Below are 15,527 nucleotides of genomic sequence, written 5' to 3'. Positions count from 1 at the left end.
GTGAGCCGGAAACCTCGCGGCGGCTGATCGCTCATCGCTCACGCTCCACGATGCGGGACGGCAACGAGGACCCAACGCTAGCGACGGCAACGGACAGCGTCACCGGCTCCCAGGATGTGGAAGCTCCCGGACGCCGACCAGCAGCGTGGTGATGGCGGCCATGATCCGTTCGGTCGCCACGTCGAGCACCTGTCTGGTCGGTTCCAGACCGTACAGGTCGGACAGGTCGACCGGCGCGCCCGCCACCACGTGCACCTTCGTCCACGGCCGGGGCACGAACCGGCCCGGCCGCAGCAGCTCCCGGGTACCCCACTGCGCCACCGGCACGACCGGCGTCCGGCTCGCCAGCGCCAGCCGCGCCACGCCGTTCTTGCCGCGCATCGGCCACCCGTCCGGGTCACTGCTGAACGTGCCCTCGGGGTAGACGATCACGCACTGGCCGTCGTCCAGCGACGACCGCGCGGCGTCCAGCGCCCGCCCGGCCCGCGCGCTGCCCCGGTCCACCGGGATGTGCCGCCCCGACGACATCACCCATCCGATGACCGGCGCCTTCCACAGGCTCGCCTTCGCCAGGTACCGGGGCACCCGGCCGGAGGCGAGGGTGAACGCGGTCAGCGTCACCGGGTCCACGAACGACAGGTGGTTCGACGCCAGCAGCACCGCACCTTCGCGTGGGATGTTCGACCGGCCCGCCATCCGCATCCGCACGAACAGCACCACGAACGGCCACAGCAGGTCGATCGCCACCGAGTACCAGAAACCCCTGCCGCGCCTGGGCAACCGCGCGGTCAGCACCACCATCCGGGAGAAGCTCACCCCGGGATCTTCGTCCCACCACCCGCGGCGGGTTCTCCCGACCCGCCGAACCGCCGTCGGCCGGCGGTGATCTCCGTTCGGCTAGGGTCCTTCCCCGTGACCGGGATCAGCGCAACGCGTGCGGCGACGGTCGACCGCATCACCGTGCTGCTCGTCGAGGACGACGAGGGCGACGCCGTGCTGGTCGAAGCGCTGCTCGACGAAGTCGGCGCGGACATCGACGTGCGCCGGGTGCGCACCCTGCGCGAAGCGGTGCCGCTGGTGCCGAAAGTGGACTGCGTGCTGCTCGACCTCGGACTGCCCGACACCACCGGGCTGGACGGGCTGACCAGGCTGCTCGCCGAGCCCGCGCCCGCCGCGATCATCGTCCTCACCGGACTCACCGACGAGCGCCAGGGCGAGCGCGCGGTGGCCGCCGGCGCGGAGGACTACCTGGTCAAGGGTCAGGTGGACGGTCAGACCCTGGTGCGCGGCATCAGGTACGCGGTCGGCCGCAAGCACGTGGAGGAGACCCAGCGGCAGCTGCGCGACGAGCAGCTGCACGCCGCCGAGAAGACCCGCCTGGAACGCGGCCTGCTGCCGTCCCCGATCCTGCACGGCCAGGGGCTGGGGCTGGAGGTCCGCTACCAGCCGGGCGGCAGCCGGATGCTGCTGGGCGGCGACTTCTACGACGCGGTGCGCACGCCGGACGGCACGCTCCAGGTGATCGTCGGCGACGTGTGCGGGCACGGCCCGGACGAGGCCGCGCTGGGCGTGTTCCTGCGCATCGCGTGGCGGGCGCTGGTGCTGGCCGACCAGGAGCCGTCGCGGGTGCTGCGCACGCTGCACGAGATCCTGGAGCACGAACGCCACCAGCCGGGCCTGTTCACCACGGCGTGCATGGTGACGGTGGCGCCGGACCGCCGCTGGGCGCGGATCTACCTGGCCGGCCACCCCGAGCCGATGCTGCTGGTGGGCGACCGGGTGGTGGAGCTGCCCCGGGACCGGGCGGGCCTGCCGCTTGGCGTGCTGCCGGACAGCACGTGGAGCGGGCTGGACGTGCCGCTGCCCGCGGGCTGGTCGCTGATGCTCTACACCGACGGGCTGGTGGAGGGCCGGGTCGCGGGCGACACCGAACGGCTGGGCTCGGAGCGGCTGATCGAGCTGATCGGCCGGATCACCAGGACGCGGCCGGACTGGGCGAGCCACCCAGCCGGGCTGCTGGACGAGCTGATCTCCCGGGTCAAGGAACTCAACGGCGGGGAACTGGACGACGACATGGCCGTGCTGCTCATCTCGGACCAGGGCTGATGGACTACCGGACCCGCTGGCCGGCGAGCCGGCTGCTGACCGCCTCCGTGGCCATCCTGCTCATCGTGTGCGCCGGCGCGATCGGGGGTGTCACGGTGGCGCTGGTGAACCTCACCGACGCCCGCTCGCTGCTGCTCAACCAGGCCGCCCCGGCCCGCCAGCACGTGCTGGAGCTGGACACCGCGCTGATCGACCAGGAGAACGGGGTGCGCGGCTTCGCGCTCACCGCGAGCGACGACTTCCTGGGCCCCTACCAGGACGGGCAGCGGACCGAGCGCACCGCGCTGGACGCCGCCCGGTCGGCGATCGGACGGATCCGGCCGGAGCTGGCCGAGGACCTGGACGCGATCGGCAGCCTCGCGGTCGGCTGGCGGGCGGGCTACGCCGAGGTGGTCATCGCCGAGGTCCGGGCGGCGAACGCGCCGCGCGCCGACCGGGCCGACGCCGAGCGCGGCAAGGAGCTGTTCGACAACGTCCGCCGGGCGGTCGGCCGGCTCCAGCAGTCGCTGGAGGAGGAGACCCGCACGGCCCGCGCCAGGTTGGACGCGGTGGCGGGCCAGGTGCTGGTCCTGGTCATCGGGCTGGGCGTGCTGCTGGTGGTGATCATCGCGGGGGTGGCCGTGGTGCTGCACCGCATCCTGATCCGCCCGCTGACCGGGCTGGCCGCGCAGGTGCGCCGGGTGTCGTCCGGGGACTTCGTGCACGCCGTGGAGACCAGCGGGCCGCGCGAGACGGTGATGCTGGCGCAGGACGTGGACGCCATGCGCGCCCGCATCCTGAACGACGTGGAGGAGCTGCGCCGCTCGAACTCGGAGCTGGAGCAGTTCGCCTACGTCGCCTCGCACGACCTCCAGGAGCCGCTGCGCAAGGTGGCGAGCTTCTGCCAGCTGCTGGAGCGCCGCTACTCGGGCCAGCTCGACGACCGGGGCGAGCAGTACCTGCGGTTCGCGGTGGACGGCGCCAAGCGGATGCAGGTGCTGATCAACGACCTGCTGGCGTTCTCCCGCGTCGGCAGGCTCACCCGCGAGCACGTGCTGGTCGACCTGGACGAGACGGTCGAGCAGGTGCTGGACAGCTACTCCGAGGCGATCGAGCGGACCGGCGCGACCGTCGAGGTGGCCGAGCTGCCCACGGTGCGCGGCGAGGCGTCGCTGCTGGGCGGGGTGTTCGGCAACCTGATCAGCAACGCGCTGAAGTTCCACGGCGAGGATCCGCCGTTGGTGAAGGTCGGGGTGGAGCGGACCGGTGAATCCTGGACGTTCACCATCAGCGACAACGGCATCGGCATCGAGCCCGAGTACGCTGAGCGGATCTTCGTGATCTTCCAGCGGCTGCATCACAAGGACGACTACCCCGGCACGGGTATCGGCCTGGCGATGTGCCGGAAGATCATCGAGTACCACGGCGGCACGATCTGGTTGGAAACCGGTCAGGACGTCGGCACCACCTTCAAGTTCACCCTGCCGGCAGTAGAGGACACCGAGGACTCCGATGAATGACTCGATGAGCGTGGTCGACGTGCTGCTGGTGGAGGACGACCCCGGCGACGCCCTGATGACCCAGGAGGCGTTCGAGCACCACAAGATCCGCAACCAGCTGCACGTGGTGCGCGACGGCGTGGAGGCCCTGGAGTTCCTGCGGCGCGAGGGCGAGCACGCCGACGCGCCGCGGCCGGGGCTGATCCTGCTCGACCTGAACCTGCCGAAGATGGACGGGCGGGAGGTGCTGGCGGAGGTGAAGGCCGACCAGAGCCTGCGCAGCATCCCGGTGGTCGTGCTCACCACGTCGGAGGCGGAGGAGGACATCCTGCGCAGCTACAACCTGCACGCCAACGCCTACGTCACCAAGCCGGTGGACTTCGACCGGTTCATCGAGGTCGTGCGGCAGATCGACGACTTCTTCGTGACCGTGGTGAAGCTGCCCCGCTAGCCCGTCCGGCCCACCGCGGGACGGCCGGACCGGTCAGCCGCGGTACGCGGCCAGGAACGTGCGCACGCCCTCGTCGGCGAACCGGTGGAGTTCGTCGACGGGGTACGGCTCGGGGTCGAACATGGCCTTGTTCAGCGGCACGGACAGCGCCAGCCAGACGAACTGCTGCGCGGCCGGCAGCGGGTCCGGCGTGTTCAGCCGTCCCTGGTCGGTGAGCTGCGCGAACCGGTGTGCCAGCCGCTCGTAGCCGCGCTCCGGACCGGAGGAGTACCAGGTGCGGGCGAGGTCGGGGAACCGGTCGGCCTCGCCGATGACGACCCGGCGCATCCGGATCAGGTGCGGTTGGGTGACCGCGGTGACCAGTCGGCGGGCGATCTCCCGCAGGTCGTGTTCGAGGTCGGCGCTGTCCGGCAGCTGGTCCAGGACGACGTCGGAGCGCTGCCCGCCCTCCCGGATGTCGTTCGTGATGATCTCGGTGAACAGCCGTTCCTTGTCCGCGAAGTGCTTGTAGACGGTCTGCTTGGACACCTCGGCGAGGGCGGCGACCTCGTCCATGCTGGTGCCCTGGTAGCCGTTGCGAAGGAAGACCGCGCGGGCGGCGTCCAGGATCGCGCGGCGCTTGCGGGCGGATCTCGTCTCCTCCATGGCCCGGGACCGTACTGGACGGACCAGCACCGATCCGGGTACTGCATCGTCCGGTTCCCGCCGAGGAGGCGGCCATGGCGGTCACGACATCGCAGGACGGCACCACGATCCGGGGGGTGACGAGGTTGGCGAGTTGGTGGTCGGTGGTGCGGCTGATCACCTGGCGCAGCGAGGGCGGCTCACCCAGCCCGAGCGCCACCTTCGTGCCGAACCGTCGGGCAGCGGCAACGGGATGCGGTGCACACCGGGCGCGACCTCGAAGACCCCGGGCTCCGTCCACTCCACCCCCGGATCTATTTCTCGGTAGCCTCGCCGAGCTCGGGGTGCTTCTCCAGGTAGCCGCGCACGAAGGGGCACTCGGGCACCACCGCGAGCCCGCGCCTCCCGGCGTCCTCCAGCGCCTGCCCGACCAGCGCGCTGCCCAACCCCTTGCCCTCGACGGCGACCTCGGTGTGGGTGAACGTGATCCGGCCCGGTTCCAGGGTGTACTCGGCGAACCCGGCCGGCTCCCCGTCGAGGAGGACCTCGTAGCGCGACTTCTCGGCGTTGTCGGACACGGTCACGGCCACGGCGCGGCTCTCCTTCTCGTGGTGGAGCGGTGTGCTCCGGGCGGGCCCGGGACTCCGCACCCGTCCACCGTAACCGCACCCGCCGGAACAGCCCGGTGCAAGATTGCCGGATGGACGTCTACCTGCTGATCCTGGGCGACCACCTGCCGGACCCGAACTCCGGCCGGGTGGTCAGCGAGGCCGAACGCCTGCGCGCCATCGTGGAACAGGCGGTGGTCGCCGAGGAGGCGGGGTTCACCGGGGTGGCGATCGGCGAGCACCACTTCACGAAGTACATCGTCAGCGCCCCCGAACTGCTCCTCGCGACCATCGCGGAACGCACCACCACGCTGCGCCTGTCCACCGGTGTCACCCTGCTCGCCCACCACGACCCGGTGCGGGTGGCCGAGGAGCTCGCGATGCTGGACGTGCTGTCCGGGGGCCGGGCGGAGATGATCGTCGCGCGCGGGGTGTCGCAGCGCACCGACCTGGCGTTCGGGGTGCGGGACGACCTGCGCGAACGGTTCGACGAGAACCTCCGGCTGCTGCTGCGCCTGCTGGCGGACCCGCACGTCACCTGGACCGGCCGGTTCCGCAGTCCGCTGGTCGACGTCACCACCACGCCGCGCCCGCTCCAGCGGCCCCGGCCGCCGGTGTGGATCGGCAGCGGTTCGGCCGTGTCGGCGGACCTGGCGGTCGAGCTGGGGCTGCCCCTCATGCTGCCGAGCACCCTGCGCGACCCGAGCACCCACCGGGCCGTCGTGGAGCGGTACCGGACCGCCATGGACGGCCGGGGGCGGGTCGCGTTGCCGAGTCACGTCTTCGTCGCGCCCACGGCGTCCGAGGCGCGCGGGACGTGGCGGCCGCACCTGGAGGCGTACGCGCGGTTCGCCGACCCCTGGCGCGGTGACGGCGACGCGGACGTGGCCGCGCTGATGGACGGCGCGGCGGTGTGCGGTGACCCGGTGGAGGTCACCGACCGGCTCAACCACCTGGGCGAGCTGCTCGGGCTCGACGCGCAGTTGGTGATGGTCGACATCGGGGGTCTGCCGCACTCGGCGGTGCTGGACACGATCCGGTTGTTCGGGGCGGAGGTGCTGCCGAACCTCAAGCCGTAGCCGGCGAGCGGAAACGGTGCCGGCGCCCGATCGCCGGACCCGGGTCGGACCCGCGTGTGCCCCGGATCGGACCCGGGTCGGACCCGGCCGCCACGACGGACGGCCGGGTCCGCGGCCTCAGGACTTGAGCCGCACCACGACCAACCGCTGCGTGGCGCGCGTCAGGGCGACGTAGCGCTCCGCCGCGGTGAACCGCTCAGGCTCGACCACCACGACGGTGTCGAACTCCAGCCCCTTGGCGTCCCGGGGAGTCAGGGCGCCCTCGACGAACCCGATCACCGCCGACGTCCCCGACTCCGCGCGCAGCCGCCAGACCACCTCCAGGTCCTCCACCACCATCTCCACCGGGGGCTCCCCCCGCCGCACGGACGCGGGCAGCACCGCCGCCGGGTCGAGCTCGGCCAGCGCCGGCGCGGCGTACTCCATGATCGCCGCCGGGGTCCGGTAGTTCACGGTCAGCCGCCGGTACACCCAGCGGTCGCGGACGTAGGGCGACAGCAGGTCGCCCCAGGACCTCACCCCCGCCTCGGCCTGCCGCTGGTGCAGGTCGCCGACGACGGTCATGGAGCGGTTGGGGCTGCGGCGCATCAGGACCCGCCACTCCATCGGGGACAGCTCCTGCGCCTCGTCCACCACCACGTGCCCGTAGGTCCACTCGCGGTCGGCGGCGGCGCGCTCGGCCACCGTCCGGTCGTCGCGGAACGCGTGGCGGTCGGCCAGCCACTCCGCGTGGACCAGGTCGACGGCCCGCAGCTCGTCCTCGTGCATGGCCTGGTCGGTGTCGATGACCTCCAGCACGCCCCGCGCGTACTCGACGGCCTCGGCGCGTTCCCGTTCCGCGAGCCGCTCGGCCTCCCCGGACGTGCCGAGCTGTTCGGCCGCCTCGTCCAGCAGCGGCACGTCGGACACGGTCCACGCGCGGCCGTCGGAGCGGTACAGCTCGGGGTAGCCCAGCGCGAAGCACCGGCCCTCGTAGAGGTCGGCCAGCAGCCGCCGCGCGGTCAGCGCGGGCCACAGCGCGTCGACCGCCTCGCGCAGGTCGGGACTGTCGCCCAGTTCCCGCCGCACGTCGCCGGCCAGGTCCGACCAGTCCTTGCCGATCAGCGCCATCGCGGGTGCGACGAGCGCGTCCGCGAGGGCGTCGTGGAACACCTGCCGTGCCTCGTTGTGCCGCAGCCCGCACGCCCGCGCCCGGTCCCGCGCCGCGAGCGCCGCCGAGGCGTCCACGTGCACGGTCACGTCCTCCAGTTCGACCGGCATGGGGTGCTCCGGCAGTTCCTGCCGGTCGGCGATGGCCTCGCCGAGCAGCTCGACGGCGGACAGGCCGCCTTTGAGGCCCTGCACCTCCGGCACGTCCTCCCGCGTGGCGCGGACGCCGGGGAACAGCTCGCCGGGGGTCGCGAACACCACGTCGGTCTCACCCAGGGACGGCAGCACCTGCCCGATGTAGCGCAGGAACCCCGGGTTCGGCCCGACCACCAGCACGCCCTGCCGGGAGAGGCGTTCCCGCTGCGTGTACAGCAGGTACGCGACGCGGTGCAGGGCGACGGCGGTCTTGCCGGTGCCGGGGCCGCCTTCGATGACCAGCACGCCCCGGTGGTCGAGCCGGATCACCTCGTCCTGCTCGGCCTGGATGGTGGCCACGATGTCGCGCATGGTGTCGGCGCGCGGCGCGTTCACCGCCTCCAGCAGGCCGGTGCCGGCCAGCTGGAGCTCGTCGTCGTAGAACCCGTCCAGGCGACGGCCGCGAGTGCGGTAGTGGCGCCGGCGGGTGAGGCCCTCCGGGTGTGCCCCGGTGGCCGTGTAGAACGGCCGGGCCACCGGCGCCCGCCAGTCGGTGAGCAACGGCCGGTAGTCGTCGGCCGGGTCGAACAACCCGATCCGGCCGATGTAGGTGCGGCTGCCGTCGGCGTGGTCGGTGCGGCCGAAGCACAGCCCTTCGTCCGCCACCCGCAACCTGCCGAGCCGCTCGGACAGCGTCCGCACGGCCACCTCGCGGTGCCAGCGCTGCTCGTCCCGGTCGAGCAGCGCCGCGTCCAGCTCCGCTTTCACGGCGGCCCGCTCCAGGTCGAGCCGTGAATAGAGAAAAGAGATCCTCTGCTGTTCCGTGGACAATTCCCCTGTTGCCACGCTTGCCCCCTGTGATACACTGGGTTATCACGTCACACCCCGTTCCAGGGTGAAGTAACCCTTATTTATACCACGGGCGGCGCTATTCGCGCGATCCCATTCGGGTGAGAAACTATTCGACCACGCTGGCGAGCGGCGCGCGCTGTCGGCGCAGCGGCACGATCAGCGGGGTGCCGGTCTCCGGGTCGTCGATCACCCGGCAGGGCAGGCCGAACACGTGCTCCACCAGTTCGGCGGTGACGATGTCGGCCGGGTCGCCCTGCGCGACGATGCCCTCGCCCGGCTTCATCGCGATCAGGTGGGTGGCGTAGCGGCAGGCCTGGTTGAGGTCGTGCAGCACGGCGACCAGGGTGTGCCCGCCGTCCTCGTGCAGTTCCGCGCACAGGTCGAGCACCTCGATCTGGTGCGCGATGTCCAGGAACGTGGTCGGCTCGTCCAGCAGCAGGATCGACGTCTGCTGCGCGAGCACCATGGCCAGCCACACGCGCTGCCGCTGGCCGCCGGACAGCTCGTCCACCAGCCGGTCGGCCAGGTCGTGCACGCCGGTCAGGTGCATGGCCTGCGCGGTGATCTCCTCGTCGTCCAACGACCACTGCCGCAGCAGCCGCTGGTGCGGGTAGCGACCGCGCGAGACCAGCTCCCCCACCGTGATGCCGCCGGGCGCGGTGGACGACTGCGGCAGCAGCCCGAGCCGGCGCGCGACCTCCTTCGACCGGTACGACGAGATGAGCGCCCCGTCCAGGTACACCGAGCCGGCGCGCGGCTTCAGCATCCGGGCCAGCGCTTTGAGCACGGTGGACTTGCCGCACGCGTTGGGCCCGACGATGACGGTGAACGACCCGTCCGGGACCTCCACGTCCAGCCCGGCGGCCACCAGCCGCTCGTCGTAGGCGAGCGTCAGGTCCTCCGCACGCAGTCGGGTTCTCATCGCCCACTCCCCCTTCGCCTGCCGGGGGCCGGCGGCCACACCGGGTAGAGCCCGCCGATCGCCCCGGTCGCGATGCCGACCGGCGCCCGGGTCGTCGGGAACAGTCGTCGCACCGCGGGATCGCCCGCCACCGACGTCAGCCCGCCGGGCCCGGACCGCCTGCCGGTGTTGCGGCAGGCGGGTGACGGCGCGGCCGTCGACCCGACGTTCCGGGACCTGAGCGAGTCGAACGTGCGCGGGCGGAGAAGCAGGATCGCCGCCACGCGGGCGAGGAGTGCAGTGCCGCCCCAGAGGCTGAACAGGACGACCGGTCCCGGCAGCCAGACCGTTCCGACGAGCATGGTGGCCCGCGCGCCGCCCCGTCCCATTCACACCTCCCCGCTCAACTGTTTAGGTGAGGCTAACCGAAGGAGATCGTCAGCGGCAGGGCGGGTTCGCCCGTCAGGCCGAGTCGTGACGTGTCACACAGTCCGCTCCGGGCATTCGTCGGCCGATGAGCGCCGGATGAACTCGACCAGGCCACCTGAACGCCTCTTGACACGATTCCGGCAATACCCGGTTCAGGTGCGCAGGCGGTGGGCCTTGAACGATTTCCCAGGGGACGCCTTCAACGGTTGCGTCGCCCTCGGGGCGGCGTCATTCCGTTCCCGTGGGAATGCGTCTTCATCGGCCGGAATGGCCGAGGATTCGACTTGAGCGGCGGTCCGCAAATCGGCGGAAATGCACGCCGAGGGCCAACTGGGCCTGCTACCGGGCGACCACGTCCTCCTTGGCCGCCCGGGGAACCGCCCGGACGCGGGCGTGCGGGACCTCACCGTCGAGCAGGTCCGCCCGCTGCCCGAGGGCGGCGTCATCTACTCGCGGAAGTCCGGCGGGAACGACGTCCCGGTCACCGTGATCAGCCGCGAGCGCGGCTCCGGCACGCGGCGCCCCAGGCGATCGCCGGCGCGCGCGGGCCCATACCGATCAGGAGCGCAGGCTCAGCGGACGCAGGTCGGTCCAGTGCTCCTGCACGTAGGCCGTGGCCGCTTCACGGGTATCCGGGCCGAACACGGCCCGCCACCCGGCCGGGATCTCGGCGAACGACGGCCACAGCGAGTGCTGCCCCTCGTCGTTGACCAGGACGTGGAAACGGCCTTCGGCGTCGTCGAACGGATTGGTCATCGGGTCCTCCGGTCAGGCTCGGCGAGCCGCGGTGCGGTGCGGTGCGGTGACATCATCGAACAGTTCGGCCGCGCACAACAGACAGCACGGCCGTGACGCTGCGGTTCGGGCGAGACGCCCACGAGCGTCCGGTGCCACGGGTGGGGGTGCCGGAGCACCCCCACCCGCATCTCCCCGGCCGGCCCTCGGACTTCGTGGACATGCGCGCTGTTCTCCTTCGGAGGCTTTCCCGTCAGGTTCGCGCACCTGACGAACGTTCGGGACGGTCGACTAGCCCGGGTGCGACGCACTGATCGCGTACGCGGGCTGGACCGGGACCGCCGGCGCACGCCGGTCCAGCACGGACTGGAGGATCTCCCCCACCCGGATCGACGTGTTGGACAGCAGCGACGACGAGATGCCGTGCGTGTGCTCGGTGCCGCCCTGGAGGTAGATGCCGCCGAGCACGTCGTCGTCGGTGTCCAGCCGGTAGTCGCGGCCGACCCGCAGGCGGCCCTGCTCGTCACGCGCGCACCGCGCGGCCAGGTCGCCCAGCAGGCCGGTCGGATCGGCCTCGCGGTAGCCGGTGGCGTACACGATCGCGTCCGCGTCCAGCACCGTCCGGGCGCCGGAGGACAGCGACTCGACGGTCACCCGCACACCGTCCGCGGTCTCCGCGAGTTCGGCGACCCGCGACAGGTTGAGCAGCCGAAGACGTTGCGCGCCAACGACCTTCTCCCGGTACACCCGCCGGTACAGCTCGGCGATCAGGTCGCTGTCGACCACCGCGTAGTTGGTGTTGGCGTGGTAGTCCATCAGCCGGCGCTTGACCTGCTCGGGCGCGGCGTAGAAGTCGTCCACGGCCGCCGGGTCGAAGATCCGGTTGGCGAACGAACTGTCGTCCGCCGGGCTGTAGCCGTAGCGCGCGAACACCGCGCAGACCTCGGCGTCCCGGAACCGCTCGTGCAGGAACGCGGTCACCTCCGCGCCGCTCTGCCCCGCACCCACGACGACCAGCCGCCGGGGGTCGTCCAGCGCCTCGACCCGCTGGAGGAAGTCCCGGTTGTGCCACACCCGGTCGGACGGCGTCACCCCGTCCGGCAGGCTGGCCCGTAAGCCCGTTGCCACCACGAGGTTCCGCGCGCGCCGCACCTCCACCTCGCCTCCCGACGTCCGTGAGGACACGTCGAAGTGGGTGACCACGCCGTCCTCGGTCACCGGGCGCACCGACACCACGTCGTGGCCGTAGGACACCAGGTCGTCGACCTTCTCGGCGGCCCACTCGAAGTAGTCGTGGAACTCCACGCGCAGCGGGAACAGGTTCTTGTGGTTGATGAAGTCGACCAGCCGCCCGTGGCCGTGCAGGTAGTTCAGGAAGGTGAACGGACTGCTGGGGTTGCGCAGCGTCACCAGGTCCTTGAGGAACGACACCTGCATGGTGGCGTCCTCCAGCAACATGCCCCGGTGCCACCCGAAGCCGGCCTGCCGTTCGAGGAAGTGCGCGGTCACCACGTCTTCGGGGCCGACGGCGGCGTTGTACTCGGTGACCGCGATGGCGAGCGCCAGGTTCGAGGGCCCGAAGCCGACGCCGAGGACGTCGAAGACAGGTGGCTGTGGCATGACTGTCCCATCGGTGCGACAACAGGGCGTGACCGAACTTCGGTGAGCCTAACCTAAGTCCGCTACCGGATGGGAGTGATCCAGACCTCTCTGTTGCTTAGGCTAGCCTCACCTGCGGGTCGGAGGAAGCAACCCGCTGAACAAAGGCTCTTCGGGGACGTCCTCGGCCGTTCGGAACGGTCCGTGACCCTCGCGTCCGTGCTAGCGGCGCCGAACGGATCGGGACGATCAGCCTGGCACTGCCCATGGCATTCGGCGGCGTCATGAGATTTCCGTGGTACTCCCGCCGGTTTCGTGGTACTTGACTGCTGGTCTCCGTGGACGCAGCGCTCGTGCGCTTTTTGGCCTAGCTACTGGGAAAACCACTCGAACGGCGGAGTGGGGTCGGAGTACCGCGGCCGACTGTCGTTGCGTAGCACCGTAGGCCGAGTGGCCGTGCAGTGCGGCCGTGCGCGTAGTGGTGCGACGCCGTCGTGCGGCGCGTGTCGGACTCGGTCCGCCCAGGGCGAAACACCGTGTTTTCGTGCCGGCCCTGCGCCTAGCGTCGGGATGTGGAGATCATCGACCTGGTGCCGGGACTGCGGATGCTGCGGTTCCCGATCGGACAGGCGTACGTGTGGCAGGACGGCGACGAGTTGACCGTCATCGACACCGGGATGGCCGGGTACGCCCAGAACATCGCCGCGCTGGGCAAGGTGGTGCGGATCGTGATCACGCACTTCCACCACGACCACACGGGTTCGCTGGCGAAACTGCGCGAGCTGACCGGCGCTCCGGTGTATGCGCACCCGTTGGACGCCTCGGTGATCCGCGGTGACGTGGACCCGCCGTCCCCGGTGATCCCGCCGGAGGAACGGGAACTGTTCGACCGCATCACACCTGGCGTGCCGTTCGCGCCCCGTTCCGAGGTCGACCACGAGGTGGACGAGGGCACCGAACTCCCGTTCGGCGGTGGCGCGAAGGTCCTGTCCATACCCGGGCACACGGACGGCAGCATCGCGATCCACCTGCCACAGCAAGGGATCCTGTTCACCGGCGACACCATCGCCGTGGTGGACGGCAAAGCGATCCCCGGCGTGTTCAACCTGGACCGAGCGCGGTTGCTGGATTCCGTGCAGCGCTTGACCGACCTGTCCCCGCAGGTGCTCTGCGTCGGGCACGGCGATCCGCTGATCTCCGCCTGACCTTCTGGCCGTTGGCCGTGCGGCCGTTCGGTTGCCCGACCGTGCGATCGTCCGGCCGTCAGCGACTTCGAACTCCGGTGTCGGACGTGGAACCGTCCAAACAGGACAACATCGGGACCGCTACCGCTGAGACCGGATGTGGCACGAACAGCTAGGGGTGCACGCAGCCGTCAGGGGTCGGCTACGCGAGCATCGCGGTCGGCTGCGTCGGCCGCGGTCGGCTACGCGAGCATCGCGCGACCGGCCGGAGTGATCTCCGCCGGCACCCAGGGGCCGACGCAATCACGTTGCGCCGGCCGGACCAGCCCGGCGTGCGCCAACTGGCGTGCGGTCATCTGGTCACTGCACAGCAGTCCGTCCACTCGCAGGTCGGGTTCCTGACTGTGCGTCACTTCGGCGCGGCCGGCCGCGACCGCCCGCAGCATGGCACGCGCCCGGTGGTTCAGTTCGTCATCCATGATCATCTACCGTTGTCCGCAGGGTTGTACACCACATTCATCGCCGCGACCGGCCGAAGTCTTACCGGTTAGGGTCGGAATCATGGGGACAGTCGAGGCTGTGAGCCGTAGCGCGGAGTACACGTTCACCAAGCCGAACGCGGACGGGATCCGCCTGCTCGCCGGGCTCGGCGTCGAGGGCGATGTGCACGCGGGCGAACTGGTGAAGCACCGATCGCGCGTGCGGCGTGACCCTACGCAACCGAACCTGCGCCAAGTGCACTTGATGCACGCCGAACTGCACGACCACCTCAACGCCCTCGGCTTCGCCGTCGCCGCAGGTCAGCTTGGCGAGAACATCACCACGCGCGGCGTCGACCTGCTCGGCCTGCCCACCGGCACCCGGCTGCACCTCGGGCCGGAGGCGGTCGTCGAGGTGACCGGGCTGCGCAACCCGTGCCCGCAGATCGAGGCGTTCCGGGAAGGGCTGCTCAAGCAGGTGGTCGGGCGGGACGAGGACGGCAGAGTCGTGCGCAAGGCGGGGATCATGTCGGTCGTGCTCGTGGGCGGCGTGGTGCGGCCGGGCGACGGGATCCGGGTACAACTGCCCACCGAGCCACACGCACCGCTCCAGCCGGTGTAGCCGCTGCTGAATGGCTGCCGCACGGCTGCTGGATTGAGGTCAGCGGGGCTGCCGCTGACGGCTACTCTCCGTAGCACTACTGTCCGTGGACATGAACCTCACGGACACCGTAGTACTCGTCACCGGAGCGAGCGGAGGTGTCGGGGCAGGCATCGCGCGGCGGTTCGCGGACGCCGGGGCTGCGGTGGTCGCGCACTCGTTCCGGGGCGAGGCGGCCGGGTCGCTGTCGCTCCGGGCGGACCTGTCCTCGGAGGACGAGTGCTTCCGGCTGGTGCGCGAGGCGGCGGCGTGGCGGGGACGGCTGGACGCGGTGGTGAACTGCGCCGGGGTTCAGCCGGTGCGGGACCTGGCCGGGATGACCGCCGCCGAGTGGCGGGAGGTCGTGGACACCAACGTGCTGAGCGCGTTCTCGTGCACCCAGGCCGCCGCCGAGGTGATGAGGTCGACGGGTGGCTCGATCACGCACATCGCGTCCATCGAGGGCAGTCACCCGGCACACGGGCACGCGCACTACAGCGCGTCCAAGGCGGCCTTGATCATGCACGCGCGTTCGGCGGCGTTGGAGTACGGACGGTTCGGCATCCGCATCAACACTGTGTCGCCGGGGCTCATCGATCGGTCCGGCTTGGCCGAGGACTGGCCGGAGGGCGTCGAACGCTGGCACGCCGCCGCACCCCTGGGGCGCCTGGGTACGCCGGAGGACGTCGGCAACGCGTGCGTGTTCCTGGCGTCACCAATGGCGTCCTGGATAACCGGCCACGACCTCGTCGTGGACGGCGGCATCGGCGCACGACCGACTTGGTGAGCCGGCCAACCAGTCAGCGCGCCAGCCGGCGAGCCGGCCAGGGAACTGGTCGTTTGGAGCCAGCTGAACTGGCCGGTTGAGCCAGCACGCACGGGTGTCACCATCCACGGGCAGGATCGCCCCGGTGGCGGCGCCATCAGGCCTGCGGGACAGCGCCACCCCAGACGGTGCCGCCACCGCCAGACGGTAATGCGGCCCGCCCAGACGGTGGTGCTGCCCGCGGACCGTGATGTAGGCACGACGGTTGACCGCCAAGCGCCGCGCTGCACCATCGCGACCACCACCGCCAGG

At 71.2% G+C, this 15,527-nt stretch carries 16 protein-coding genes; 7 read left to right on the top strand and 9 right to left on the bottom strand.

Annotation, left to right across the window (positions count from 1 at the left end; translation table 11 throughout):
• Positions 1 to 99: 99 nt before the first annotated feature.
• A complete protein-coding gene (locus FHS29_RS17145; RefSeq protein ID WP_184692306.1) occupies positions 100 to 801 on the bottom strand; it encodes a lysophospholipid acyltransferase family protein in 702 nt (233 codons plus the stop codon).
• A gap of 111 nt (positions 802 to 912) precedes the next feature.
• Between FHS29_RS17145 and FHS29_RS17140 the strand changes: the two genes are divergently transcribed.
• Genes FHS29_RS17140 through FHS29_RS17130 form a run of 3 tightly spaced genes read left to right on the top strand, consistent with a single transcriptional unit; the run spans position 913 to position 4,035 of the window.
• Positions 913 to 2,106 carry a PP2C family protein-serine/threonine phosphatase gene (locus FHS29_RS17140; protein WP_184691673.1) on the top strand — a complete coding sequence of 398 codons (1,194 nt, stop codon included), beginning with the start codon at positions 913 to 915 and terminating at the stop codon, positions 2,104 to 2,106.
• Entirely contained in the window at positions 2,106 to 3,605 is a 1,500-nt protein-coding gene (locus FHS29_RS17135; RefSeq protein WP_184691672.1) for a sensor histidine kinase, read from the top strand. The genes FHS29_RS17140 and FHS29_RS17135 overlap by 1 nt, the downstream gene beginning before the upstream one ends.
• Positions 3,598 to 4,035, top strand: coding sequence for a response regulator (locus FHS29_RS17130; protein ID WP_184691671.1), 438 nt, complete (start codon positions 3,598 to 3,600; stop codon positions 4,033 to 4,035). The genes FHS29_RS17135 and FHS29_RS17130 overlap by 8 nt, the downstream gene beginning before the upstream one ends.
• 33 nt (positions 4,036 to 4,068) lie before the next feature.
• Here FHS29_RS17130 and FHS29_RS17125 read toward each other — a convergent pair whose 3' ends face one another.
• Entirely contained in the window at positions 4,069 to 4,680 is a 612-nt protein-coding gene (locus FHS29_RS17125) for a TetR/AcrR family transcriptional regulator (RefSeq protein ID WP_184691670.1), read from the bottom strand.
• Positions 4,681 to 4,973: 293 nt separating this feature from the next.
• The gene (locus FHS29_RS17120) at positions 4,974 to 5,309 is read right to left on the bottom strand and encodes a GNAT family N-acetyltransferase (RefSeq protein WP_312864960.1); all 336 of its coding nucleotides are present in this window, start codon (positions 5,307 to 5,309) and stop codon (positions 4,974 to 4,976) included.
• 50 nt (positions 5,310 to 5,359) lie between these two features.
• Here FHS29_RS17120 and FHS29_RS17115 point away from each other — a divergent pair, with 50 nt between their 5' ends.
• Positions 5,360 to 6,346 (top strand): LLM class flavin-dependent oxidoreductase, encoded by a 987-nt coding sequence (locus FHS29_RS17115; protein WP_184691669.1) that lies wholly within the window; start codon positions 5,360 to 5,362, stop codon positions 6,344 to 6,346.
• Positions 6,347 to 6,463: 117 nt separating this feature from the next.
• Here the strand turns inward: FHS29_RS17115 and FHS29_RS17110 are convergent, their stop codons facing one another.
• From FHS29_RS17110 to FHS29_RS17090, 5 genes are all read right to left on the bottom strand, one after another.
• On the bottom strand, positions 6,464 to 8,476 hold the full coding sequence (locus FHS29_RS17110; RefSeq protein ID WP_184691668.1) for a HelD family protein: 2,013 nt from the start codon (positions 8,474 to 8,476) through the stop codon (positions 6,464 to 6,466).
• 112 nt (positions 8,477 to 8,588) lie between these two features.
• Complete coding sequence (locus FHS29_RS17105) at positions 8,589 to 9,404, bottom strand: ABC transporter ATP-binding protein (protein ID WP_184691667.1); 816 nt, start codon at positions 9,402 to 9,404, stop codon at positions 8,589 to 8,591.
• On the bottom strand, positions 9,401 to 9,772 hold the full coding sequence (locus FHS29_RS17100) for a hypothetical protein (RefSeq protein ID WP_184691666.1): 372 nt from the start codon (positions 9,770 to 9,772) through the stop codon (positions 9,401 to 9,403). The genes FHS29_RS17105 and FHS29_RS17100 overlap by 4 nt, the downstream gene beginning before the upstream one ends.
• A 598-nt stretch (positions 9,773 to 10,370) precedes the next feature.
• Entirely contained in the window at positions 10,371 to 10,568 is a 198-nt protein-coding gene (locus FHS29_RS17095) for an MbtH family protein (RefSeq protein ID WP_184691665.1), read from the bottom strand.
• 270 nt (positions 10,569 to 10,838) lie between these two features.
• Entirely contained in the window at positions 10,839 to 12,167 is a 1,329-nt protein-coding gene (locus tag FHS29_RS17090; protein ID WP_184691664.1) for a lysine N(6)-hydroxylase/L-ornithine N(5)-oxygenase family protein, read from the bottom strand.
• A 551-nt stretch (positions 12,168 to 12,718) separates the two neighbouring features.
• On the opposite strand from FHS29_RS17090, the gene FHS29_RS17085 reads away from it, so the two are divergent.
• Positions 12,719 to 13,351: an MBL fold metallo-hydrolase gene (locus tag FHS29_RS17085; RefSeq protein WP_184691663.1), complete on the top strand. Its 633-nt coding sequence runs from the start codon at positions 12,719 to 12,721 to the stop codon at positions 13,349 to 13,351.
• A 221-nt stretch (positions 13,352 to 13,572) separates the two neighbouring features.
• On the opposite strand, the gene FHS29_RS17080 is transcribed toward FHS29_RS17085, so the two are convergent.
• Entirely contained in the window at positions 13,573 to 13,809 is a 237-nt protein-coding gene (locus tag FHS29_RS17080; RefSeq protein WP_184691662.1) for a hypothetical protein, read from the bottom strand.
• Positions 13,810 to 13,909: 100 nt separating this feature from the next.
• On the opposite strand from FHS29_RS17080, the gene FHS29_RS17075 reads away from it, so the two are divergent.
• On the top strand, positions 13,910 to 14,431 hold the full coding sequence (locus FHS29_RS17075) for an MOSC domain-containing protein (RefSeq protein WP_312864959.1): 522 nt from the start codon (positions 13,910 to 13,912) through the stop codon (positions 14,429 to 14,431).
• Between the two features lie 91 nt (positions 14,432 to 14,522).
• Positions 14,523 to 15,236: an SDR family NAD(P)-dependent oxidoreductase gene (locus FHS29_RS17070; RefSeq protein WP_184691660.1), complete on the top strand. Its 714-nt coding sequence runs from the start codon at positions 14,523 to 14,525 to the stop codon at positions 15,234 to 15,236.
• The last annotated feature ends 291 nt before the right edge of the window (positions 15,237 to 15,527 follow it).

This window comes from Saccharothrix tamanrassetensis (assembly GCF_014203665.1).
Lineage (GTDB): Bacteria > Actinomycetota > Actinomycetes > Mycobacteriales > Pseudonocardiaceae > Actinosynnema > Actinosynnema tamanrassetense.
Note: the sequence above shows the minus strand (reverse complement) of the source record. Positions and strands in the feature narration are given on the sequence as shown.

Excerpts from the sequence above, each read along its gene's own strand:
- FHS29_RS17115 (WP_184691669.1), top strand. The coding sequence starts at position 5,360 with ATGGACGTCTACCTGCTGATCCTGGGCGACCACCTGCCGGACCCGAAC.
- FHS29_RS17095 (WP_184691665.1), bottom strand. The coding sequence starts at position 10,568 with ATGACCAATCCGTTCGACGACGCCGAAGGCCGTTTCCACGTCCTGGTC.
- FHS29_RS17135 (WP_184691672.1), top strand. The coding sequence starts at position 2,106 with ATGGACTACCGGACCCGCTGGCCGGCGAGCCGGCTGCTGACCGCCTCC.
- FHS29_RS17145 (WP_184692306.1), bottom strand. The coding sequence starts at position 801 with ATGGTGGTGCTGACCGCGCGGTTGCCCAGGCGCGGCAGGGGTTTCTGG.
- FHS29_RS17125 (WP_184691670.1), bottom strand. The coding sequence starts at position 4,680 with ATGGAGGAGACGAGATCCGCCCGCAAGCGCCGCGCGATCCTGGACGCC.
- FHS29_RS17130 (WP_184691671.1), top strand. The coding sequence starts at position 3,598 with ATGAATGACTCGATGAGCGTGGTCGACGTGCTGCTGGTGGAGGACGAC.
- FHS29_RS17100 (WP_184691666.1), bottom strand. The coding sequence starts at position 9,772 with ATGGGACGGGGCGGCGCGCGGGCCACCATGCTCGTCGGAACGGTCTGG.
- FHS29_RS17070 (WP_184691660.1), top strand. The coding sequence starts at position 14,523 with ATGAACCTCACGGACACCGTAGTACTCGTCACCGGAGCGAGCGGAGGT.
- FHS29_RS17090 (WP_184691664.1), bottom strand. The coding sequence starts at position 12,167 with ATGCCACAGCCACCTGTCTTCGACGTCCTCGGCGTCGGCTTCGGGCCC.
- FHS29_RS17105 (WP_184691667.1), bottom strand. The coding sequence starts at position 9,404 with ATGAGAACCCGACTGCGTGCGGAGGACCTGACGCTCGCCTACGACGAG.
- FHS29_RS17080 (WP_184691662.1), bottom strand. The coding sequence starts at position 13,809 with ATGGATGACGAACTGAACCACCGGGCGCGTGCCATGCTGCGGGCGGTC.